The 22,800-nt window shown below is 73.6% G+C and carries 21 protein-coding genes; 1 reads left to right on the top strand and 20 read right to left on the bottom strand.

Annotated features, from left to right (window positions below):
• Nucleotides 1-30: 30 nt before the first annotated feature.
• The 14 genes from coaBC to CELGI_RS09010 all read right to left on the bottom strand — a co-directional run bounded on the left by coaBC (nt 31) and on the right by CELGI_RS09010 (nt 16,286).
• Nucleotides 31-1,230 carry a bifunctional phosphopantothenoylcysteine decarboxylase/phosphopantothenate--cysteine ligase CoaBC gene (gene coaBC / locus CELGI_RS08945; protein WP_013883801.1) on the bottom strand — a complete coding sequence of 400 codons (1,200 nt, stop codon included), beginning with the start codon at nt 1,228-1,230 and terminating at the stop codon, nt 31-33.
• A gap of 53 nt (nt 1,231-1,283) precedes the next feature.
• A complete protein-coding gene (gene rpoZ, locus CELGI_RS08950) occupies nt 1,284-1,550 on the bottom strand; it encodes a DNA-directed RNA polymerase subunit omega (protein ID WP_013883802.1) in 267 nt (88 codons plus the stop codon).
• Between the two features lie 128 nt (nt 1,551-1,678).
• Nucleotides 1,679-2,245 carry a guanylate kinase gene (gene gmk, locus CELGI_RS08955; protein ID WP_013883803.1) on the bottom strand — a complete coding sequence of 189 codons (567 nt, stop codon included), beginning with the start codon at nt 2,243-2,245 and terminating at the stop codon, nt 1,679-1,681.
• Between the two features lie 93 nt (nt 2,246-2,338).
• On the bottom strand, nt 2,339-2,650 hold the full coding sequence (gene mihF / locus CELGI_RS08960) for an integration host factor, actinobacterial type (protein ID WP_013883804.1): 312 nt from the start codon (nt 2,648-2,650) through the stop codon (nt 2,339-2,341).
• 187 nt (nt 2,651-2,837) lie between these two features.
• Nucleotides 2,838-3,653, bottom strand: coding sequence for an orotidine-5'-phosphate decarboxylase (gene pyrF, locus CELGI_RS08965; protein ID WP_150104856.1), 816 nt, complete (start codon nt 3,651-3,653; stop codon nt 2,838-2,840).
• A gap of 47 nt (nt 3,654-3,700) precedes the next feature.
• Nucleotides 3,701-7,027 (bottom strand): carbamoyl-phosphate synthase large subunit, encoded by a 3,327-nt coding sequence (gene carB, locus CELGI_RS08970; RefSeq protein WP_013883806.1) that lies wholly within the window; start codon nt 7,025-7,027, stop codon nt 3,701-3,703.
• Nucleotides 7,027-8,199, bottom strand: coding sequence for a glutamine-hydrolyzing carbamoyl-phosphate synthase small subunit (carA, locus tag CELGI_RS08975; protein WP_013883807.1), 1,173 nt, complete (start codon nt 8,197-8,199; stop codon nt 7,027-7,029). Before carA ends, carB begins: the two co-directional genes overlap by 1 nt.
• A complete protein-coding gene (locus CELGI_RS08980) occupies nt 8,196-8,756 on the bottom strand; it encodes a PH-like domain-containing protein (protein ID WP_013883808.1) in 561 nt (186 codons plus the stop codon). Before CELGI_RS08980 ends, carA begins: the two co-directional genes overlap by 4 nt.
• Nucleotides 8,753-10,066 (bottom strand): dihydroorotase, encoded by a 1,314-nt coding sequence (locus CELGI_RS08985; protein ID WP_013883809.1) that lies wholly within the window; start codon nt 10,064-10,066, stop codon nt 8,753-8,755. Before CELGI_RS08985 ends, CELGI_RS08980 begins: the two co-directional genes overlap by 4 nt.
• Complete coding sequence (locus CELGI_RS08990; RefSeq protein WP_013883810.1) at nt 10,063-11,049, bottom strand: aspartate carbamoyltransferase catalytic subunit; 987 nt, start codon at nt 11,047-11,049, stop codon at nt 10,063-10,065. Before CELGI_RS08990 ends, CELGI_RS08985 begins: the two co-directional genes overlap by 4 nt.
• Nucleotides 11,046-11,705 (bottom strand): bifunctional pyr operon transcriptional regulator/uracil phosphoribosyltransferase PyrR, encoded by a 660-nt coding sequence (gene pyrR, locus CELGI_RS08995; RefSeq protein ID WP_013883811.1) that lies wholly within the window; start codon nt 11,703-11,705, stop codon nt 11,046-11,048. The genes CELGI_RS08990 and pyrR overlap by 4 nt, the downstream gene beginning before the upstream one ends.
• A 121-nt stretch (nt 11,706-11,826) precedes the next feature.
• Nucleotides 11,827-12,657 (bottom strand): putative protein N(5)-glutamine methyltransferase, encoded by an 831-nt coding sequence (locus tag CELGI_RS09000; RefSeq protein ID WP_013883812.1) that lies wholly within the window; start codon nt 12,655-12,657, stop codon nt 11,827-11,829.
• Between the two features lie 188 nt (nt 12,658-12,845).
• Nucleotides 12,846-14,528 carry a S8 family serine peptidase gene (locus tag CELGI_RS09005; RefSeq protein ID WP_049785547.1) on the bottom strand — a complete coding sequence of 561 codons (1,683 nt, stop codon included), beginning with the start codon at nt 14,526-14,528 and terminating at the stop codon, nt 12,846-12,848.
• A gap of 264 nt (nt 14,529-14,792) precedes the next feature.
• Entirely contained in the window at nt 14,793-16,286 is a 1,494-nt protein-coding gene (locus CELGI_RS09010; protein ID WP_013883814.1) for a S8 family serine peptidase, read from the bottom strand.
• Between the two features lie 267 nt (nt 16,287-16,553).
• On the opposite strand from CELGI_RS09010, the gene CELGI_RS09015 reads away from it, so the two are divergent.
• A complete protein-coding gene (locus tag CELGI_RS09015; RefSeq protein WP_245528078.1) occupies nt 16,554-18,770 on the top strand; it encodes a putative bifunctional diguanylate cyclase/phosphodiesterase in 2,217 nt (738 codons plus the stop codon).
• A gap of 72 nt (nt 18,771-18,842) precedes the next feature.
• On the opposite strand, the gene nusB is transcribed toward CELGI_RS09015, so the two are convergent.
• The 6 genes from nusB to CELGI_RS09045 form a co-directional block, all read right to left on the bottom strand.
• The gene (gene nusB / locus CELGI_RS09020; protein WP_013883816.1) at nt 18,843-19,259 is read right to left on the bottom strand and encodes a transcription antitermination factor NusB; all 417 of its coding nucleotides are present in this window, start codon (nt 19,257-19,259) and stop codon (nt 18,843-18,845) included.
• Nucleotide 19,260: 1 nt separating this feature from the next.
• Nucleotides 19,261-19,824 (bottom strand): elongation factor P, encoded by a 564-nt coding sequence (gene efp, locus CELGI_RS09025; RefSeq protein WP_013883817.1) that lies wholly within the window; start codon nt 19,822-19,824, stop codon nt 19,261-19,263.
• Between the two features lie 154 nt (nt 19,825-19,978).
• Nucleotides 19,979-20,473: a hypothetical protein gene (locus tag CELGI_RS09030; RefSeq protein ID WP_013883818.1), complete on the bottom strand. Its 495-nt coding sequence runs from the start codon at nt 20,471-20,473 to the stop codon at nt 19,979-19,981.
• A 96-nt stretch (nt 20,474-20,569) separates the two neighbouring features.
• Nucleotides 20,570-21,235 (bottom strand): hypothetical protein, encoded by a 666-nt coding sequence (locus CELGI_RS09035; protein WP_013883819.1) that lies wholly within the window; start codon nt 21,233-21,235, stop codon nt 20,570-20,572.
• A gap of 21 nt (nt 21,236-21,256) precedes the next feature.
• Nucleotides 21,257-22,171, bottom strand: coding sequence for a DUF559 domain-containing protein (locus CELGI_RS16495; RefSeq protein WP_013883820.1), 915 nt, complete (start codon nt 22,169-22,171; stop codon nt 21,257-21,259).
• 142 nt (nt 22,172-22,313) lie between these two features.
• On the bottom strand, nt 22,314-22,751 hold the full coding sequence (locus CELGI_RS09045; protein WP_013883821.1) for a type II 3-dehydroquinate dehydratase: 438 nt from the start codon (nt 22,749-22,751) through the stop codon (nt 22,314-22,316).
• Nucleotides 22,752-22,800 lie beyond the last annotated feature (49 nt).

Raw genomic sequence — 22,800 nt, forward strand, 5'->3', positions numbered from 1 at the left:
GGTAGTCGTGCGCACCGACCGCGCGGGACGTCAGCCCAGCGCCCGGACCGCGTCCCAGACCGCATGCGCGACGTCGGCCTTGCTGCCGCGGGCCGCAGCGACGGTCCGGCCGCTCGCGTCGAGGATCGTCACGTCGTTGTCGGCCGTCCCGAACCCGAGACCGTCGCCCACCGCGTTCACGACGAGGAGGTCGGCGCCCTTGCGCCGGGCCTTGGCGCGGCCGTGCTCCAGCACGCTGCCCTCGTCGTCACCGGTCTCGGCCGCGAACCCGACGACGACCTGACCTGCGCGCAGGCGCTCGTGCGCGATCTCGGCCAGCACGTCCACGGTCTCCACGAGCGTGATCGTGGGCACCGGACCACCGGGCTGCTTCTTGATCTTCGCGTCCGCCGGGCTCACGGGCCGGTAGTCCGCCACGGCCGCGGCCATGACGACCACGTCCGCGTCCTTGCCCGCGGCGCGCACGGCGTCACGCAGCTCGGCCGCCGTGCCGACCGCGACGAGGTCGGCACCCGGAGGGGCCGCCACGGACAGGTTCGCGCCCACGAGCGTCACGCGCGCGCCGCGCTCGAGCGCGGCGGCGGCCAGCGCCACGCCCTGCCTGCCCGACGACCGGTTGCCCAGGTAGCGCACGGGGTCGAGGGGTTCACGCGTGCCCCCGGCGGACACGACGACGTGCCGGCCGGCCAGGTCCTGCTCGCGCACGGGCTGCACGAGCGCGAGCGCGGCGCGCGCGATCTCGTCCGGCTCGGGCAGCCGACCGGGGCCCGTGTCCGCACCCGTCAGGCGGCCCGACGCGGGGTCGAGCACGTGCACGCCGCGCGCCCGCAGCGTCGCGACGTTGGCGACCGTCGCCGGGTGCTCCCACATCTCGGTGTGCATCGCGGGCGCGAGCAGCACGGGAGCGCGGGTGACCAGGAGGGTGGCGGTGAGCAGGTCGTCCGCCCGGCCCGCGGCGGCGCGCGCGAGCAGGTCGGCGGTCGCGGGTGCGACGACGACGAGGTCTGCCCGCCGGCCGATCGCGACGTGCGCGACCTGGTCCACGTCCTCGAACACGTCCGTCGTGACGGGCTGCCCGGACAGCGCCTCCCAGGTCGGGCGGCCGACGAACTCGAGCGCCGCGCGGGTGGGTACGACGCGCACGTCGTGCCCCGCCTCACGCAGCAGGCGCAGCAGCAGCACCGCCTTGTACGCGGCGATCCCGCCGCTCACGCCCAGGACGATGTGCACGCCGGTCGCCCTCGTCTGGTCGGTGCCGCGTCGGTTCAGCAGAGCCGGGAGGCTCAGGCCTCCGCGACGGCCTCGGAGGTCAGCAGGCCGCGGTCGATCTCGCGCATCGCGATCGAGAGCGGCTTCTCCTGCGGACGCGTCTCGACGAGCGGGCCGACGTACTCGAGCAGGCCCTCGTTGAGCTGCGAGTAGTACGCGTTGATCTGACGCGCGCGCTTGGCCGAGTACAGCACCAGGGCGTACTTGGAGTCCGCACGCTCGAGCAGCTGGTCGATGGGCGGGTCGGTGATGCCCGTGGGGGCGGCGACGGTTCCGGACACGGAAGGACCTCCGGTCGAAGGGTGGGGTGCGAACGGGCGTTCGTCTGACTGACGGGCAGTCTACCTGTGCGGCGCGCGCGATCCGGCGCCGGACGCGCGACCGGGATCGGCGCCGCGTGCGACGTGGGTCACCCGGCGACGACGCCCATCGCCGCGACGAGCTCGTCGGTGGCGCGCTGCACGTCGTCGTTCACGATGACCTGGTCGAACTCGGACGCGGCCGCGAGCTCGACGCGCGCGGTCGCCAGCCGCCGCTCGCGCTCCTCCGCGTCCTCGGTGCCGCGCCCGACGAGGCGGCGGACCAGCTCGTCGAACGACGGCGGCGCGAGGAACACGAAGTGCGCGTCCGGCATGGTCTCCCGCACCTGACGGGCACCCTGCAGGTCGATCTCGAGCAGCGCGTGCTGACCGGCAGCGAGGCGCTGCTCGACCGGCCCGCGCGGCGTCCCGTAGCGGTTGCGACCGTGCACCACCGCCCACTCCAGCAGCTCACCGTCCGCGGCCATGCGGTCGAACTCCGCGGTGGAGACGAAGTGGTAGTGCACGCCGTCGACCTCGCCGGGCCGGGGCGACCTCGTCGTCGCCGACACCGATAGCCACACCTGCGGGTAGCGCGCCCGCACGTCCGCGGACACGGTGCCCTTGCCGACGGCGGTCGGTCCGGCGAGAACGGTCAGCCGGGCGGGCGTCGTCATGCGGGGCAGCGCTCCTCGTGCAGTGGGGTGCGATCGGGCCACCGCACCGCGCACGGCCGGATCGTCCCGGCCGCGGCGCAGCGCGACCCTATCTCAGCCGAACCGCTTGACGAGCTCGGCCACCTGGTGCGGGCCGAGGCCGCGCACGCGCCGGGTCTCGGAGATGCCGATGTCGGACATGATCGCGCGCGCCTTGACCTTGCCCACGCCGGGCAGGGACTCGAGCAGCGAGACGACCTTGAGCTTGCCGATCGTCTCGTCCTGCTGACCCTGCGTGATCACCTCGGAGAGGCTGCCCTGCGAGTACTTGAGGCGGTTCTTGACCTCAGCACGGGCCTGCCGGGCGGCGGCGGCCTTCTGCAGCGCTGCAGCGCGCTGTTCGGGAGTCAGCGGAGGGAGTGCCACGCGCGTCACCTTCTCATCCAGAGCTCGAAGCCGAACCGTCGGCCGCAGGCTTGCGGGCCGTAGTTGTGAACCTAGCGACCCCCTGGGGGTCCGGCAATGTGTACACACGCGTGCACGACTCCCGGGCGTGACGCCGCGACCTGCACGGATGGGCGGCGCCCCGGAGGACCGGCGCGCGCGGCGCGTGTCAGCCGAGCGCTGCGGCCGCCTCGTCGCCCGCCCGGCGGGCGGCGTCACGCAGTCGGGCCACGTCGGGTCCGGCCTGCAGGACGCCACGCGACGACGACGCGAGGACCTGCCCGCGCGCCGAGCCGAACACCGCCGCGAGCTCGGCCGCCCCCGCGCCCTGGGCGCCCACGCCCGGCGCCAGCAGCGGGCCGTTGACCGCCGCGAGATCCGTGCCCGTCGCGTGCGCGGCCGCGCCGACCGTGGCCCCGACCACGAGGCCGACCGACCCCAGCGGCGTCGCGCCGGCGTTGAGCCGGGCCGCGTGCGCCGCCATCGTCGCGGCCACGGTGGCACCGTCGTCCCCGACCGTCCGTGCGTGCTGGACCTCGCCGCCCTCCGGGTTCGACGTGAGGCACAGCACGAACAGGCCACGCCCCGTGGCGGCAGCGAGCTCGACCGCGGGCTGCAGCGAGCCGAACCCGAGGTACGGCGAGACCGTGAGCGCGTCTCCTGCGAGCGGCGAGCCGTCGCGCAGGAACGCGTCGGCGTACGCACCCATGGTCGAGCCGATGTCGCCGCGCTTGGCGTCGACGATCACGAGCGTGCCCGACTCGCGGCCCGCGGCGACGACCTCCTCGAGCACCGCGACCCCGCGCGAGCCGTGCCGCTCGAAGAACGCCGCCTGCGGCTTGACCGCGGCGACCCGTCCGGCCACGGCCTCGAGCACCGTGAGCGAGAACCGGCGCAGCCCGTCGACGTCGTCGGCCAGCCCCCACGACGTCAGGAGCGAGGCGTGCGGGTCGATGCCGACGCACAGCGGGCCGTGCTCCGCCATGGCCCCCGCGAGCCGCGCACCGAACGGTGCGCGGCTGGTCGGGGCGCTCACGCCGGCACGCCCGCGCGGCGGGCGGCCGTGGCCGACTCGTGCTCCTGCAGGCTCGTGACGGCGTACGGGCCCGCCTGGGCCGCCTCGATCGCCTGGACCGCGGCACCCAGCTGCTGGACCGTGGTGACCAGCGCCTTGTCCGCCGCGACCGTGGCCGCGCGGATCTCGTAGCCGTCGGCGCGCGCACCCTGGCCGGACGGGGTGTTGACCACCATGTCGACCTCGCCCGCGACGATCAGGTCCACGATCGTCGGCTCCCCCGCCGGGCCCCGGCCCGCCGAGTTCTTGCGCACGACCGTCGAGCGGATGCCGTTGCGGCGCAGCACGGCCGACGTGCCCTCGGTCGCCAGGATCTCGAAGCCCAGCTCCGTGAGGCGCTTGACCGGGAACACGATCGAGCGCTTGTCGCGGTCCGCGACCGAGATGAACGCCTTCCCACCCGAGGGCAGGCCGCCGAAGGCCGCGTCCTGCGACTTGGCGAAGGCCGTCGGGAAGTCGGCGTCGAAGCCCATGACCTCACCCGTGGAGCGCATCTCCGGGCCGAGCACGGTGTCGACCACGTGGCCCTCGCCGGTCCGGAACCGCTTGAACGGCAGCACGGCCTCCTTGACCGCGACGGGTGCCTCCAGGTCGAGCACCGACGCGTCGTCGTGCGGCAGCAGTCCCGCGGCCTTGAGCTGCGCGATCGACTTGCCGGTCATGACGTGGGCCGCGGCCTTCGCGAGCGAGACCCCGGTGGCCTTGGACACGAACGGCACGGTGCGCGAGGCCCGCGGGTTCGCCTCCAGGACGTAGAGCACGTCCGAGACCAGCGCGAACTGGATGTTGAGCAGACCCCGCACGCCCACGCCGCGAGCGATCGCCTCGGTGGACAGCCGGATGCGCTCGAGCTCGGCGAGCGAGAGCGTGACGGGCGGCAGCACGCACGCGGAGTCGCCCGAGTGGATGCCGGCCTCCTCGATGTGCTCCATGACGCCGCCCAGGAACAGCTCCTCGCCGTCGAACAGCGCGTCCACGTCGATCTCGATCGCGTCGTCCAGGAACCGGTCGATCAGCAGCGGCGAGAGCGTGCCCGCACGTCCGCCGTCGGCCGCGTTCTCGAGCGCACGCTCGACGTACTCGGTGAGCTGCACCTCGTCGTAGACGATCTCCATGCCGCGCCCGCCCAGCACGTACGACGGCCGGACCAGCACCGGGAACCCGATGCGGCGCGCGGTCTCGCGGGCACCGGCCAGCGTCGTCGCGGTGCCGAACGCGGGGGCCGGCAGGCCCGCCGCCTCGAGCACCTTGCCGAACTCGCCGCGGTCCTCCGCGGCGTCGATGGCCGCGGGCGACGTGCCGAGGATCGGCAGACCCGCGTCCTGCAGGCGCTGCGCGAGCGACAGCGGCGTCTGGCCGCCGAGCGTCACGATCACGCCCGCCACCGGTCCGGCCGCGAGCTCGGCCGAGTACACCTCGAGCACGTCCTCGAACGTGAGGGGCTCGAAGTACAGGCGGTCGGACGTGTCGTAGTCGGTCGAGACCGTCTCGGGGTTGCAGTTGACCATCACGGTCTCGTACTCACCCTTGAGCGTGAGGGCCGCGTGCACGCACGAGTAGTCGAACTCGATGCCCTGGCCGATGCGGTTCGGGCCCGAGCCCAGGATGAGGATCGCCGGACGCTCGCGCGGGCGCACCTCGGTCTCCTCGTCGTACGACGAGTAGTGGTACGGCGTGAGCGCGGCGAACTCGGCCGCGCACGTGTCGACCGTCTTGTAGACCGGGCGCAGGCCGATCGCGTGCCGCGCCGCGCGCACCGCGTCCTCCGTGGTGCCACGCAGCTGCGCGACCTGCGCGTCGGACAGGCCGTGCCGCTTGGCGCGCAGCAGCACGTCACGCGTGAGCGCGTCGGCGGCGGCCGTCGCGGCCGCGACCTCGTTGATCAGCACGACCTGGTCCAGGAACCACGGGTCGATGCCCGTGCGCTCGTGCACCGTCTCGACGCTCGCACCCGCGCGCAGCGCCTGCTGGACGTCGATCAGTCGGCCCTCGGTGGGGCGGGCGATCGACTCGACGAGCGCGTCGAGCGCCTCGCCCGTCGCGGGCTCACCGGCCCAGTGGAACACCGAGCCCTTCTTGTCGATGGACCGCATCGCCTTGCCGAGCGCCTCGGTGAAGTTGCGCCCGAGCGCCATCGCCTCGCCGACCGACTTCATCGTGGTCGTCAGCGTCGGGTCCGCCGCCGGGAACTTCTCGAACGCGAAGCGCGGGACCTTGACCACGACGTAGTCGAGCGTGGGCTCGAAGCTCGCGGGCGTCGAGCCGGTGATGTCGTTCGGGATCTCGTCGAGCGTGTACCCGACCGCGAGCTTCGCGGCGATCTTGGCGATCGGGAAGCCCGTCGCCTTGGACGCGAGCGCCGACGAGCGCGACACGCGCGGGTTCATCTCGATCACGACGACGCGCCCGGTGGACGGCTCGACCGCGAACTGGATGTTGCACCCGCCGGTGTCCACGCCGACCTCGCGGATGACCGCGATGCCGATGTCCCGCAGGTTCTGGTACTCACGGTCCGTGAGCGTGAGCGCGGGAGCGACCGTGATCGAGTCGCCCGTGTGCACGCCCACCGCGTCCACGTTCTCGATCGAGCAGACGACCACGACGTTGTCGTGCTTGTCGCGCATGAGCTCGAGCTCGTACTCCTTCCAGCCGAGGATGGACTCCTCGAGGAGCACCTCGGTGGTCGGCGAGTAGTGCAGGCCCTGCCCGACGATGCGGCGCAGGTCGGCCTCGTCGTACGCGATGCCCGAGCCCAGGCCGCCCATCGTGAACGACGGACGCACGACGACCGGGTAGCCGAGGTCCTCGACCGCGCCGAGCGCGTCCTCGATCGTGTGCACGATCGCCGAGCGCGCGGACTCGCCGCCGCACACCTCGACGACCTCCTTGAACTGCTCGCGGTCCTCACCCTTGCGGATGGCCGGGATGTTGGCGCCGATGAGCTCGACGCCGTACTCCTCGAGCACACCCGCCTCGTGCAGCGCGATCGCGGCGTTGAGCGCCGTCTGACCGCCGAGCGTCGGCAGGATCGCGTCCGGGCGCTCCTTGGCGATGATCGAGGTGAGCACCTCGGTCGTGATCGGCTCGACGTACGTGGCGTCGGCGAACTCCGGGTCGGTCATGATCGTGGCCGGGTTGGAGTTGACCAGGACGACGCGCAGTCCCTCCTCCTTGAGCACGCGGCACGCCTGCGTGCCCGAGTAGTCGAACTCGCAGGCCTGCCCGATCACGATCGGGCCGGACCCGATGACCAGGACGCTGGAGATGTCGGTGCGGCGAGGCATCAGGCGGCGCCCTTCGTGGAGTGCATGAGGTCGAGGAAGCGGTCGAACAGGTACGCGGCGTCGTGCGGGCCCGCCGCGGCCTCGGGGTGGTACTGCACGCTGAACGCGGGCAGGTCGAGCGCCTGCAGGCCCTCGACGACGTCGTCGTTGAGGTCCACGTGCGAGACGACGACGCGGCCGTAGCGGCCGTCGTCGTGCGGCGCGACGGACTCGCCGTCCAGCGGCGCGTCCACCGCGAAGCCGTGGTTGTGCGCCGTGATCTCGACCTTGCCCGTGGCCCGGTCGATCACCGGCTGGTTGACCCCGCGGTGGCCGTAGCCGAGCTTGTACGTGCCGTACCCCAGCGCACGGCCCAGCAGCTGGTTGCCGTAGCAGATCCCGAAGAACGGGATCCGGCGGTCCAGCACCTCGCGCAGCAGCTCGATCTCGTGCCGCGCGGCTCCCGGGTCGCCGGGACCGTTGGAGAAGAACACGCCGTCGGGCCGGGTCGCGAGCACGTCCTCGATGGTCGACGTGCTCGGCAGCACGTGGACCCGGATGCCGCGCTCGGCCATGCGCTGCGGCGTCATCGCCTTGATGCCCAGGTCCACCGCGGCCACCACGGCGCGCGGCTCGGCGAGCGGCGCACCGTCGGCGTCCAGCGCCTCGACCACGTAGGGCTCGCTCGTCGTGACCTCGCCCGCGAGGTCCGCACCGGCCATCGCGGGCGCGGCGAGGACGTGCTCGAGCAGCTCGGAGTCGGTCTGGTCGCCCAGCGCGTCGCCCGAGAAGATGCCCGCGCGCATCACGCCGCGCTCGCGCAGGTGACGCGTCAGCGCACGCGTGTCGACCTCGCTGATGCCGACCACGCCCTGCGCGGCCAGCTCGTCGTCGAGCGACCGGCGCGAGCGCCAGTTCGACGGCACCCGCGCGGGGTCGCGGACCACGTACCCCGCGACCCAGATGCGCTGCGACTCGTCGTCCTCGTCGTTGACGCCCGTGTTGCCGATGTGCGGCGCGGTCATGACGACGATCTGGCGGTGGTACGAGGGGTCGGTGAGGGTCTCCTGGTAGCCGGTCATGCCGGTGTTGAAGACGATCTCGCCGAGCGTGGCGCCGGTCGCGCCGTAGGACTGGCCGGTGAACGTCCGGCCGTCCTCCAGGACGAGCACGGCGCGCGTGGTGTCGGTCATGGCTTCTCCTCCGTGCCGCTCACCGCGGCGGGGACGTCAGGGATCAGGGTGAGGGCCGCCGCGACGATCGCGTCGCGGTCGGCCGCGTGGCGCGGCAGCAGGCCGGTGTCGAGGCCGCGCGCACCGTCGGGCTCGTCGCCCGGCTGCGCGGCGGGCTCCCAGGTCAGGACCACCAGGTGGTCGCGCCCGACGACCTTGCCCGCGATGCCGGGGGCGAGGGCCGCGGCCCTCAGCGCATGCGCGGGCACGAACACGTCGGGCGCGCCCGTGCGGGCGACGTGCACACCCGTCGCGTGCACGCTCACCCGAGCGGGGCTGCGCACCCCGAGACCGTGCGCGGCGACGCGGTCCAGCCAGTCCCCCTCGCGCGTCGTCGAGACGTACACCGCCTCGAACGGCCCCGCGAGCAGCGCCCCGGCGTCCGTGGGCACCGCGGGCAGCGTCGGCACGGCATCGAGCGTGCGTCGTCGGCGGTGCACCCACCCGACCCGCATGCCGACGAGCGCGAGGACGAGCAGGCCCGCGAGCACCAGGATCGTGACCGTCTGCCGCGTCACCGTGCCACCACCACGTCCTCATCGCACGACGAGCCGTCGAGCACCGTGGCGCGGCCGCGCAGGAACGTCGCGACCACGCAGCCGGACAGCTCGCGGCCGCGGAACGGGGAGTTCACGGACTTGGTGGCCTGCTGCTCGGGGTTGATCACACGTCGCACGTCCGGGTCGACGAGCGTGAGGTTGGCGGGCTCGCCCACCGCGATCGGCCGCCCGTGGCCCTCGACCCGGCCGATCCGCGCGGGGGTCGTCGAGAGCACGCGCGCGACGTCGGTCCACGTCATGCGGCCCGTGTCGACCATCGTCTCCTGCACCACCGAGAGCGCGGTCTCGAGCCCGGTCATGCCGAACGCGGCCGCGGCCCACTCGCAGTCCTTGTCCTCACGGGGGTGCGGCGCGTGGTCGGTCGCGACGATGTCGATCGTGCCGTCCGCCAGGCCCTCACGGACCGCCTCCACGTCACGCTGCGTGCGCAGCGGCGGGTTGACCTTGAACAGCGGGTCGTACCCGCGCGCGAGCTCGTCGGTCAGCACCAGGTGGTGCGGCGTGACCTCGGCCGTCACGTCGATCCCCCGCGACTTGGCCCAGCGGATGATCTCGACCGAGCCGGCCGTGGACAGGTGGCACACGTGCAGGCGCGAACCGACGTGCTCGGCGAGCAGCACGTCGCGCGCGATGATCGCCTCCTCGGCGACCGCAGGCCAGCCCGCGAGCCCGAGCTCCGCCGAGACGACGCCCTCGTGCATCTGCGCACCGGCCGTGAGGCGAGGCTCCTGCGCGTGCTGCGCGATCACGCCGTCGAACGCCTTGACGTACTCGAGCGCACGCCGCATGACCACGGGGTCGTGCACGCACTTCCCGTCGTCGGAGAACACCCGCACGCGGGCCGCGGACTCGGCCATCGCGCCCAGCTCCGCGAGCCGCTCGCCCTCCAGGCCCACCGTCACGGCGCCCACCGGGAACACGTCGGTCCAGCCCGCCTGCCGTCCGAGCCGCCACACCTGCTCGACCACGCCCGCGGTGTCCTGCGTGGGCGTGGTGTTGGCCATCGCGTGCACCGCGGTGAACCCGCCCAGCGCGGCCGCACGCGTGCCCGTGACGATGGTCTCGGCGTCCTCGCGGCCCGGCTCGCGCAGGTGCGTGTGCAGGTCCACCAGGCCGGGCAGCAGCACCAGGCTGCGCCCGTCGATCACGACCGCGTCGTCCGGCGCCGTCAGGTGCTCGCCCATCGCCGCGATCACGCCGTTGGCGAGCAGCACGTCGGTGCGGCCCTCGCCCAGGGGCGAGACGTCGCGCAGCAGGTAGGTGGTCACTGGGTGCTCCTCGTGGTCGTCGTCTCCCCCGCCAGCAGCAGGTACAGCACCGCCATGCGGACCGCGACCCCGTTCGCGACCTGCTCGACGATGACCGCGCGGTCGCTGTCCGCCGCGTCGGCCGAGATCTCCAGGCCCCGGTTCATGGGCCCGGGGTGCAGCACGATCGCGTGCTCCGGCAGCGCGGCCAGACGCGCCGCGTCGAGCCCGTACCCGCGCGTGTACTCCAGCGGGCTCGGGAAGAACCCGCCGCCCGCGCTCGACATCCGCTCGCGCTGCACGCGCAGCATCATCACCGCGTCCGGAGCACCGTCCGCGATCACCTCGTCCAGGTGGTACCCGACCTCGGCGGGCCAGGCCTCGACGCCCACCGGCACCAGCGTGGGCGGGGCGACGAGCGTCACGCGTGCGCCCAGCGTGTGCAGCAGGTCCACGTTCGAGCGGGCGACGCGGCTGTGCAGCACGTCCCCGACGATCGCGACGTGCAGCCCGGCCAGGTCGCGGCCCGTCGCGTCGGACCGCCCGCGGTCGCCGACCAGGTGGCGGCGCAGCGTGTACGCGTCGAGCAGCGCCTGCGTGGGGTGCTGGTGGGTGCCGTCGCCCGCGTTGACCACCGCACCGTCGGTCCAGCCCGACGACGCGAGCGTGTGCGGTGCGCCGCTCGCCTGGTGGCGGATCACCACGGCGTCCGCACCCATCGCCTGCAGCGTGAGCGCGGTGTCCTTGAGCGACTCGCCCTTGGAGACGCTCGAGCCCTTCGCGGAGAAGTTGATGACGTCCGCCGAGAGCCGCTTGGCGGCGGTCTCGAAGCTGATCCGCGTGCGGGTCGAGTCCTCGAAGAACAGGTTGACCACGGTGCGGCCGCGCAGCGTCGGCAGCTTCTTGATCTCGCGCGCCTGCGTCGCGGCCATCTGGCCGGCGGTGTCGAGGATGCGGACCGCGTCCGCGTGCGTCAGGTCGGCGGCCGAGAGCAGGTGCCTCATGCGGGCTCCCCCTCGATCACCACGGCGTCGCGCCCGTCGCGCTCGGCCAGCAGGACCCGCACGCGCTCGGTCTGCGACGTCGGCAGGTTCTTGCCGACGAAGTCCGCGCGGATCGGCAGCTCACGGTGCCCACGGTCGACGAGCGCCGCGAGCTGCACGCCGCGCGGCCGGCCCAGGTCGGAGATCGCGTCGAGCGCGGCACGGATGGTGCGGCCCGAGAACAGCACGTCGTCCACCAGCACCACGACCTTGCCGTCGATCGTGCCCGGGACGTCCGTGGTCCCGATCGTGCGCGTCGGGTGGTGGTGCAGGTCGTCGCGGTACATCGTGATGTCCAGGCTGCCCACGATGGCGCGCGCATCGACGCCGTCCTCGACCTCGGCGATGCGGGCCGCGAGGCGGTGCGCGAGCGGCACACCCCGCGTCGGGATGCCGAGCAGCACGACGTCCTGGGCGCCCTTGTTGCGCTCGAGCACCTCGTGCGCGATGCGGGTCAGCGCGCGGGCGATCTCGGCCTCACCGAGCACCACGCGCGCCCCGGTCTCCTCGTGGTGGGGCGGTGACGCCACCGACCCGGCCGGCTCCCCGGCCGGCACGGGCTGCGCGTGCGGCGGGCTCTCGGGCGACGGGTCGTGCGGGGGTACGGGCATGCTCATGCGACGACTCCTTCCCCGCCTCACGGGACGGGAGTTAAAGGAAGGTCTGCGGTCTCCTGACCTTACCCCGGCGCGCAGGGCCGCCGTCGTGGTGTCCACGGCCGCACGCGAGCGGCGTCCGTCACACCGTCGCGCGCCGCTCCGGCTCGGTGGGCACGTGCGCGACGACGACGGTGCCGTCGACGTCCTCGTCGTGGACCACGCGGGTGGCCAGGCCCACGGCGTGGAGCAGCGCGGCGGTCGCCGGCGCCTGGCGCACGCTCGTCTCGATGAGCACCACGCCGCCGGCCGCGAGCCACGGACGCACGGTCTGCGCGATGCGTCGGTGCACGGCCAGCCCGTCGTCGCCGCCGTCGAGCGCCACGTGGTGCTCGTGCTCACGCGCCTCGGGCGGCATGGTGCCGATCGCGTCGGTCGGGACGTACGGCGCGTTCGCGACGACCACGTCGACCCGCCCCCGCAGGGCCGTCGGCAGCGCCTCCAGGAGGTCACCCTGGTGCACGCGGTCGGCCGGGAGGTTCCGGCGCGCGCACGCCACCGCGTCGGGGTCCAGGTCCGCGGCGTGCAGGTCCAGGCCGGGCAGGCGGGCCAGAAGCGCCGCGCCGACCGCACCCGTGCCGCAGCACAGGTCGACCACCACGGGCGCGGCACCACGCGGCTCGTCGCGCAGCACCCCCTCGGCCAGGCCGACCAGGAGCGTGGTCCGCTGCCGCGGCACGAACACGCCCGGCGCGACTGTCACGCGCACACCGCCGAACGACGCCCAGCCGACCACGAGCTCGAGCGGCTCACCCGCGCACCTGCGCGCCACGAGCGTCTCGAGCTCGTCCGGCGAGCAGGGCGCCGCGGCGGCGTGCTGCAGCAGCAGCGTCGCCTCGTCCTCCGCGAACACGCTGCCCGTCGCCCGCAGCCGGGCGGCCAGTGCCTCGTGGCTCCCGCACGCGTCCACCATGCCGCCCTCCCCTTGCTCACGCCGTTCCCCGACCGGTCGTCGTCCCGCGGGCGGACACCAGCCGACAGCGGCACGGGCACGCCGCGGGCCACCACACGCCGACGGGGCGGGCCCGATGGACCCGCCCCGACGGGCGACGTGCGGTGCTGCTCACCGCGTGCCAAGAGCCGCGGTGGTGGCCAGGACGGTCAGCTGACCTTCGCGGTGCGCAGCGACGTGGACGGCTGGGCGTAGTACGAGCCGGCGCTGCGGGGGGTGATGCGCGCCGAGATCTGCTTGCCGCGGTCCGCCGACGTGAGCTTGTAGCTCTGGCCGGTGGCACCGCTGATCGGCGAGCCGTTGCGGAACCACTGGAACTTCTTGCCGGTCACCTTGCCGGTGAAGCCCTTCGCAGCGACGACCTTGAGCGTCTGGCCGACGGCCGGCGTCCCGGTGATCTTCGCGCGCTTGATCGCCACCAGGACCTTGGACAGGTCGAGGTAGCCCCTGCCGCACTGGGTCGTGGAGCAGTTGGCCGGCGAACCCGCGTAGCGCGGGAAGTTCGAGCGCGCACGCAGGAGCGCGCTCTCGAGCGCGGCCCCCTTGAGGCCGAGCGAGGCCAGGAGGGCAGCGCCGCCGGCCACCGCGGGAGCGGCCTGGCTGGTGCCCGCCATGCCGCCGTACGCGGCCGCACCCGGCGCCTTGGTGCCGGTGTTGATGGTCGACCAGACGTAGCCGCTGTTCGTCGAGCCACCGCCACCGCCGGGAGCGGCGATGTCCACCACGGAGCCGCGGTTCGAGTAGCTCGCGCGCTTGCCGTTGCGGTCGAGCGCCGCGACCGTGATGACGCCCTGGCAGTTGCCGGGGACCGAGAGCGACGCGGACTTGTTGTAGTTGCCCGCCGCCGCGATGACGACCGCACCACGCGCACGCGCGCCCTTGATCGCGTCCTGCAGCGCGCTCGGGCACCGCATGTCGTCCTTGGTCTGGATCGACAGGTTGAGCACGCGGGCCGGCTTCGAGTTCTTCGGGACGCCCGAGACGCTGCCGCCCGAGGCCCAGGTGACACCCGCCGCGATGTCCGCGAACGTGCCACCCTTCGACCCCAGCACGCGCACGTGCTGGATCCGCGAGTTCGGGGCGACGCCCGCACCCCAGGAGGTGTTCGTCATCGCGCCGACGATCCCCGCGACGTGCGTGCCGTGCCAGGACGAGTGCACGCCGTCGCTGCCCAGGTCACCCTTGTCCGTCGCGTCGCTGTCGCGGCCGTTTCCGTCCCGCGCGCTCGTCGCGCTGCTGATCATGTCGTAGCCGTTGACGGTGTGACCGTCCAGGTCCGAGTGACGGGTGCGGCCCGTGTCGATGACGGCGACGACCACGCCGGAGCCCTTGGTCCGCGGCCACAGGCTCAGGGCGTGCGACGACCAGCCGCCGTTGGGGATGGTGACGCCGCTGGTCGAGCCGTTGCGGCTGTCCCACACGTTCCACTGGTACTGCGCGAAGTACGGGTCCTTCGGCTTGACCGGACCGGCGCCGGCCGTGGTCGCGACGTAGTTGGGCTCGGCCCACGCGACGGCCGGGTTCGCGGCGACGGCGGCGGCGGCCTGCTCGGCCGTCGAGGCGTCGACCAGGTCGACGAAGTCGACCGCGGACGTGAGGGCGCCGACGGGCACGACCGTCGTCCGGACATCACGGCCCGCGGCACGCGCGACCGCCGCGCTGACCGACGAGGAGGCCGCGGCGGACGCGGCGTAGCCGGGCTTCATCTTGTAGATCACACCCGCGGCGAGCTGACCGGTGCCCGCGGGCTCCGCCCGCTCGACGACGGGCAGCACGTGCTCGGCACCCTGCGCGGGCGCCACCATCGCCGTGGCCACCAGCGCCGTCGTCATCCCCGCACACAGTGCGAAGGCCGCACCCCGTCGCGCGGCCTGTCCTGAGACTCTCGTCACGATCTCTCCGTCTGTCGTCCGTCTGTCGTCCGCAGCAACCGAACACTGCGCCGGAGGGACCATAACGGACATCTGCCCCAGCCGCCCGGCCCGGTCGGGCGGCTCCCCCGATCGGATGAGCGCACAGCACGACGCCGGACCCGCGTCGTGCGGGCCCGGCGTCGTGTCAGGGCGTGGCCGTCGTGTGGACGGACCGGTCTCCGGTCAGGCCTTCGACAGGTCGAGGATCCCGTTGCCGCACAGTGCCTGCGTGCAGTTCGAGTCCGTGTAGAACGAGTAGGACGGGAAGCCCCGCACGCTCTTCAGCAGCTTGTTCTCGAGCGCGGCGCCCTTGAGCCCCGTCGAGGCCAGCAGCGCGGCCGCGCCCGCGACACCGGGGGCCGCCTGGCTCGTGCCCATCATGAAGCCGAACGCCGGGGACTCGGGCTTCTTCTTCCCGGAGTTCACCGTCGACTTGATGAGCAGGTACGGGCCGTAGTACGGGTCCTCGCCGCCGGGCGTCGCGATGTCGACGACGCTGCCGTGGTTCGAGTAGGACGTGAGCTGGCCCAGCTGGTCCAGCGCGGCGACCGTGATGACGCCCTTGCAGTTGGCGGGCACGTAGCCGCCCGCGTCACGACCGTCGTTGCCCGCGGCGACGACGACGACCGAGCCCCGGCTGCGGGCGCCGTCGATGGCCTTCTGGAGCGCCGGGTAGTCGCTGCACCTGCCCGCACCGCCCAGCGACATGTTGAGCACGGCCGCCTTCGTCTTGTTCTTCGGCAGCCCGGAGACCGTCCCGCCCGACGCCCAGGTGACCCCTGCCGCGATGTCCGAGATGGTGCCGCCCTTGGCCCCGAGCACGCGGACGTGCTGGATGCGGACGCCGGGTGCGTTGCCGACCACGGACTTGCCGTCCTGGATCGCCCCGATGATCCCGGCCACGTGCGTGCCGTGCCACGAGCTGGGGATCAGGCTGCCGGACGGGTCGAAGCCCCAGTCGCCCTGGTCCTGCGGGTTCGCGTCGCGTCCGTTGCCGTCACGCGCGCTGCTCTTGTCCTTGATCATGTCGAACCCGGCGACCGTGTGGGCGTCGAGCTGCGGGTGCTTGGTGCGCCCGGTGTCGAGGACGGCGACGACCACCGACGCCTTGCCCTTGGTCTTCTTCCAGAACACGGGCGCCTTGGTGCCGTAGCCACCGGCGGGCAGCGCGACAGCCGTGCCGTCCTCGGGGCTGGGGCGCGAGCTCTTGAAGTCCCAGATGTTGAACTGCAGACCCTTGCGGAAGTCCGGGTCGCTCGGGTTCACCGGAGGCGTGGCGTCCGCGGTCAGGAGCAGGTCGGGCGCCGCCCAGGCCACACCCGGCAGCTTCGCCACGGCGTCCGCTGCCGCACGGGCCCGCTCCACGGGCACCGCGGAGTCGAACTGGACCACACCGGGCTGGCCCGCGGCCTCGGCGACGACCGACGCGACGCGCACGGGTCCGGTGCCCGCGGCGGACGCCACGGTCGACGCGGCGACCTTGACGTCACCGTCGAGCCCGAACACCACGCCCGCCGCACGCTGCGGGGCCGGCGCCGACGTGGCGGCGGGCGTCTTCTGCGTGGGCGCGGCGGGCTCGCCCGCGACGGCCGGAGTCAGGGCGATGCTCAGCAGCGAGCCCACCAGGCCCGCACACGTGGCGGCGGCGACGACGCGACGCCCGCTTGTCAGCTTCACGAAAGGGTCCCCCTCTGGTTACCAGTCGCGCCTCGCGGACCGCGGGCGCGCACCCCGTCCTCGCGGGGCGGGACCGAGCCTAGCGAGGCAAAACGGACGAATCGTCCCCGAGGTCGCGCGGGCCCCCGATTCACCCGCCCGATCCCCCGTCCGGCGACTCGGTCACCCGAATGCCACGTCACGGGCACCCGCGGGAGTGCCGATCTGAACGGCGTGCTTGGCTCCGTCCCCACCTGGGTCTGTGCCGTCCAGCTGGTCGCAGCCGGGGTGGTCGCAGGCCTCCTCGTGCTGCAGTGGCTGTGGTGGCGCACGGATCAGCGCCCGGTCGGCGCGGTGTGGGCGCTGGCCTGGTCGGGGTCCATCGGGGCGATGATGCTCGTCGGTGGTGTCGCCGGTCTCCTGCCCCACGGCACCGTGCGCACGGTGCTCGGCTTCGTCCACGCGCAGCTCATCGCGGCGTTCCTGCTGCTCGCGATCCCCGCGACGCGCGCGTTCGGCAAGGGCCCGCGGACCGCCTGGTGGCTGGTGGGCACGGCGCTGCCGCTCGCGGTGGGTGCGGCCACGTGGTTGACCCCCGAGGTCCGCGAAGGGGCCGAGCGCGCGGACCTCCTGGTCGGCGGGACGCTGCTGATCGCGACGGCCGTCGTCGTCGCCTACGTCGTGGTGACCGTCGGGCGCATGTCCGTCACCGTGTGGGGCGTCATCCTGGTGCTCGCCGGCTTCGAGTCGGTGACCATGCTCGTGGTCAGCGGGTTCATGCCCGACCGTGACATCAGCGCGCTCCTCGCGGCGCTGTGGGCCGTGCCGATCGCGTTCGGTCTCGCGGGTCTCGCGATGGTCCGGATCCGCCAGGAGCAGGAGCGCGCCCGCCGCTTCCACCGGATGCGTGACGCGACCGCACGCCTCGCGAACGCGGCCTGGTTCTCGCGCGACGCCGACGCCCTGCTGCTCAAGGCACGTGACGAGGCACGCACCGTGCTGCACGACCCGACCGTCGAGGCGTCGTTGCGGCCCATCGCGCACGGGCGGTTCGTGTGCGAGCTGTTCGGCACGGGCGCGCACGACGCACAGGCCCGTGCGCTCCTCGTCGATCTCGCCCAGATCGTCTCGACGGCCGCGGAGCGGTACGCGCTCACCCGGCGCCTCGAGCGCACGGCCTTCGCCGACGCGCTCACGGGGCTGCCCAACCGTCGCGCGGTCGAGAAGCACCTGCACGACGTGCTCGAGCGGGCCAACGTCGAGCGCACGCGCGTCTCGCTCGTCTACTGCGACCTGGACGGCTTCAAGCGGTTCAACGACATCCACGGGCACGCGGGCGGCGACGACGTCCTGGTGCGCGTCGCGCAGTACCTGCGCACGGTGTGCCCGGGCGACGACACGTACGTCGGCCGGCTCGGGGGCGACGAGTTCGTCGTCGTGCTGTCGCGCGCCCCGATGGAGCCCGACCTGATCCACCTGGCGCGGCAGGTCCGGGAGGGCTTCGTCGACCGCACCGTGGGCACGCGCCCCTCGCGCCTGTCGGTCGGCATCGCGACGTGGCAGCCCGGAGACGTCGTCGACGTCGAGGCGCTCGTCCGGCACGCCGACACCGCGATGCTCGAGGCCAAGAAGTCGCGGACCGGCTTCCGCGTGTTCGACCGTGCCCTGCGGCGCGCGGTCGAGGCCGAGCGGCTGCAGCGGTCCGCGCTCGAGGCCGCCGTCGCGGACGGCCTGTTCACCGCGCACTACCAGCCGATCGTCGACTCGCGGACGCTCGAGGTGCTGCAGGTCGAGGCGCTCGCCCGGTGGGACCACCACGGCCAGCTGATCCTGCCGGTCGACTGGCTCGACCTGGCCGAGGAGACGGGCCTGATCGTGCCGATCGGCCTGTCGATCCTGGGTCAGGCCCGACGCGCGCTCGACCGGTTCCAGATGCCGGTCTCGGTCAACCTCGCGGCGCGCCACCTGGCCGACCCGGACGCGCTGGACCAGATCGAGACCGCGTGGGGCGACACGTACTGGGAGCACCTGACGCTCGAGATCACCGAGAGCGCGCTCGTGCAGACGGCGTCGGCCATCCCCGTGCTGTCGCAGCTGCGGGCGCGTGGCGTACGGATCGCGGTCGACGACTTCGGCACCGGCTACTCCTCGCTCGCGCGGCTGTCCCGGCTGCCCGTCGACGTGCTCAAGATCGACCGCTCGTTCGTGCGCGAGGTCGGCACCGAACGCGGCGCGTCCGTGATCCGCTCGATCGTCGAGCTCGCGTCGGCGCACGGGCTGGACGTCGTCGCCGAGGGCGTCGAGCGCGCGGCGGACCTCGCGGCCCTCGTCGACCTCGGTGTGCGCCGCGTGCAGGGCAACCTGCTGGGCCGTGCGATGGCGACCATCCCCGTGCGCGGCCCCCGCCCCGGCTCGCCGGGTGAGGAGACCCGGCCGCTGCGCGTGGTGCCGAACCCGCGTCCCACGGACGACGACGAGCCGCACCGGTTCCCGCAGCACGCCTGAGCCCGGGCCGGACCGACCCGAGGCCCGCACCCCGGTGGGGACGCGGGCCTCGTCGTGACGTCGACGCGGGCGTCAGGCCAGCAGCATCGGCTTGAGCTCGACCACACGGCCCAGCAGGCCGTTGACGAACGTGGGCGACTCGTCGGTCGAGAGCGCCTTGGCCAGCTCGACCGCCTCCGAGACGGCCACCGCGTCGGGCACGTCGTCGTTGAACAGGATCTCCCACGTGCCGATGCGCAGCAGCGCACGGTCCACCGCGGGCATCCGCTCGATCGTCCACCCGTGCGAGTGCGACGCGAGCACCTCGTCGATGCGTGCGCGCTGCGCGACCACGCCCTCGACGATGTCGACCGCGTACTGCGGCAGCGCCGACTCCGTGCCGGGCTCCGCGATCCGCTGCGCGAGCAGGGTCACGGGCGCGAGGTCGCGCTGGTCGGCCTCGAAGAGCACGTCGAGCGCCCGCTTGCGGGCCTTGGACCGGGCACCCACGTCAGTCGTTCACGCGGCCCAGGTAGGAGCCGTCGCGCGTGTCGACCTTGACCTTGGTGTTGGCCTCGAGGAACAGCGGGACCTGGATCTCGTAGCCCGTCTCGAGCGTGGCGGGCTTGGTGCCGGCCGACGAGCGGTCGCCCTGCAGACCCGGCTCGGTGTACGTCACCTCGAGCACGACCGACGGCGGCAGCTCGATGTACAGCGGCGCGCCGTCGTTCGTCGCGACGAGCGCGTTCTGGCTCTCGAGCATGAAGTTGGCCGCATCGCCGACCGTGGCCGCGGGCACCGTGATCTGGTCGTACGTGTCCGTGTCCATGAACACGAAGTCGTCGCCGTCCTTGTACAGGTACTGCATCTCGCGCTTGTCGACGTTCGCCGTCTCGACCTTGATGCCGGCGTTGAACGTCTTGTCGACGACCTTGCCGCTCAGCACGTTCTTGAGCTTGGTGCGCACGAACGCGCCGCCCTTGCCCGGCTTGACGTGCTGGAACTCGACGACGGTCCAGAGCTGGCCGTCGATGCGCAGCACGGTGCCGTTCTTGAGGTCGTTGGTGGTCGCCACGATTCGTCGCTTCCTGTCGAGGATGAGGTCAGGTGGCGGCGGGACGGTGCGCCGCCAGGTCCTCCGACGACGAGCACGACGACGGCTTCCCGGCTCGCGCGTCTGTCCGGCCGCAGGCCGTCGGACATCCTACCGCGAGCCGGTCATCGTCCGATCAGGACAGCAGCGCCCGTGCCGCGGCGGCGACCGCGACCGACCACACGAGCGACGCGAGCGTCCCGATCACGAAGCGCTCGGACGCCCCCGGGTTCTCGCGGAGCTCCGGGTACCGGCCGAGGCCCTTGACCGCCACGACGACGGCGACTCCCTCCGGCACGCCGAGCAGCACGCTGCCCGCGACCGCGAGCCGCTCCAGGATCCCGATCCAGGTACCCCCGCGCAGCACGGCCATGGCCCGCGGCCCCTCGGGCCCGTCGGACGACGCCTCTGCGCGCGGCTGTGCCGCGGCCGGCGCCACGTCCGGCGCGGCCGTACCGGCCGCCGGGTCAGCCGTGTGCTCGCCGACCGCGGAGGTGCCCGGCGCCGGTTCGGCCGAGCCGGCGTCGCCCGAACGGGACGCGAGGCGCAGCACGCCGGCCACCACGGGCCAGCCCGCACCCGCCGCCACGACGAGTGCGAGCGCCACCACGAGTGCATCGACGCCGTCCACCCGGCCCCCTCCCGCCCCGGCGGACCTCCCGCCGCAGGTGAGACAAGCACATCGGCGCGCCGCACGCACGCGTCCCGGCGGTGCGGCGGCGGTTCGTCAGCCCTGGGCCAGGTCCAGCAGGCGCGCTGCGGCCCGGCGCGCCGCGAGCTCCTCCTGCCACAGGGCGGTGCGCAGGCGCTGGCTGACGGCCTGCTGCGACACACCCATGCGTGCGGCCACGTCCTCCTGGCGCGCGTCGGGCCCGGCCTGCTCGACCGCGTCGATCGCCTCCCACCCCGCCGTGGAGCGCCGCGCGGCGGTCGCAGCCGCCAGCATGAGGACCGCCTCGGCGTCGAGGCCCGCGTCATGATGTGCACCCCGCACCGCGAGCGGCACCACACGCTGCCGGCTCTTCGCGGCCTCGACCGCGTCGCGCGCGAGCACGAAGCCCGCCCCGGAGCCCGCGCGCGTGCTCGGCGGCAGCGGCTCGTCGACGGGTCCGCACCCGACGCCGACGCTCCACCCGCCCCACCGCAGGACGGTCAGCACCACCTCGACGACCAGCCGCGGGTCGTCGAGCACCCCCTGCACCTCGTCCCCCACGGTCCGCTCGACCCCGAGGACCACCCCCCGTCGCCCCTCGCCCTCCCCCTCGCCCCCGAGCCGAGTTTTCGAGGATCCGGCGACGATCCCCGGCCACTTCCTCTCACTCCTGGCCAGGAGGTCGGGGACCAGGTCCGTCGAGGTGCGGCTGTTGCGCTGGTCGATCGTCAGGACGTACACGGGGACATGGTTGCAGGCTTGTTAGTGGATCGACAAGCCCCGAGACTTGTTGTCGATCAGGGCGATGGTGTCGCGGATCTGGCGGACGACCCTCTCCGGGCACTGCGTCAGGTCGTGCCACGTGAAGCGCAGCACCGTGCAGCCGGCGGCGACGAGGAGGTTCTGCCGCTCGCGGTCGGCCTGGAACCGGCCCGGGCCGTGCGCCGAGCGCCCGTCCACCTCGACGACGAGGCGCACCGCCGGGAAGTACACGTCCGCGCGCGCCGCGACCCCGACCTCGGCGAGCAGCGGGACGTTGCCGCGCCAGCCGGTGATCCCGGCGGCTCGCAGCAACGCGTGCAGACGCTCCTCGGCCACCGTGACCGCCCCGGAGCGCAGCCGCTCGGCCGCGAGCCGACGCCGGACGTTGCCCCAGGCGCCGGGGCGTCCGACGAGCCACCGGTCGATCACCTCGGGGCTCAGCAGGTCCCGCGACGCGACCCAGGCGAGCAGCGCGTCGGACTCCGTGCGCGGCAGTCGGCCCAGGCAGTCCAGGATCGTGCGCTCCCTCGTCGTGATGCGTCCCGGCCCGAGCGGCGCGGCCTCGTCCGCGGCCACGGACACCAGGTGCGGCTGGAGCGCGCCACGGGCGGCCCGACGGGTGGGCACCAGGACGTGCACGCGCCCGTCGTCGTCCACCGGCAGCCGGTGCACCCGCGCAGCGGTTCCCCACGCGACCACCGAGTCGGGCCAGGTCAGCGCCGCGGCGAGCGCGACGTGCCGCGGTGCGACGACGAGTGACGATGCCACCAGCCCGTCCCCGACGAGCCGGCGCCACGACCCGTTGCCCAGCCTCGTCCTGACCTGCGACCGCGTCAACCCCGCCGCGTACGCCATCCGCGCGGTGAACACGCCGCCGACGCTCCCCGGCGGCACCTCCTGCTCCCCCACCCGCACCGGCGCAGCATCCCGCGACCGCCCACCGAACCTCCGCGGCCGTCCACAACCCTCCCCACCCCGGCCACGAGTGAGAGAGATCGGCGACCCAGAGCCGCCATTTCCTCTCAGACCTCGGTGGGGCGGGCTCTGACGGGCGGGGTCAGGGGTGGGTGAGGGCCTGGAGCGCCAGGTGGTAGGAGGTCAGGCCGAAACCCGCGATGGTGCCCGTGGCGACCGGTCCGACCACTGAGCGGTGGCGGAACGCCTCACGCGCGTACGGGTTGGTGATGTGGACCTCGATCAGCCGCAGCTGCGCGCCGGTCACCTGTGCGGCCGCGTCGCGCAGCCCGTAGGAGTAGTGCGTGAACGCGGCGGGGTTGAGGACCACGTCGCTACGGGTGTCCACCGCCTCGTGCAGCCAGCCGATCATGGTGGCCTCGTCGTCGGTCTGCCGGACGTCGACGTCCAGCCCCAGCTCCGCGCCCCACCCCTGCACCGCGGCGACCAGGTCCGGGAAGGTCTGCGAGCCGTACACCTCGGGCTCGCGCGTGCCGAGCCGCGCCAGGTTCGGGCCGTTCAGGACCAGCACGCGCGTCATGCCGCTCACCCTAGGGTGGCCGCACGGGCCGCCCGGCACGACACGGCGG

The organism is Cellulomonas gilvus ATCC 13127 (genome assembly GCF_000218545.1).
In the GTDB taxonomy this organism is placed as follows: Bacteria; Actinomycetota; Actinomycetes; order Actinomycetales; family Cellulomonadaceae; genus Cellulomonas; species Cellulomonas gilvus.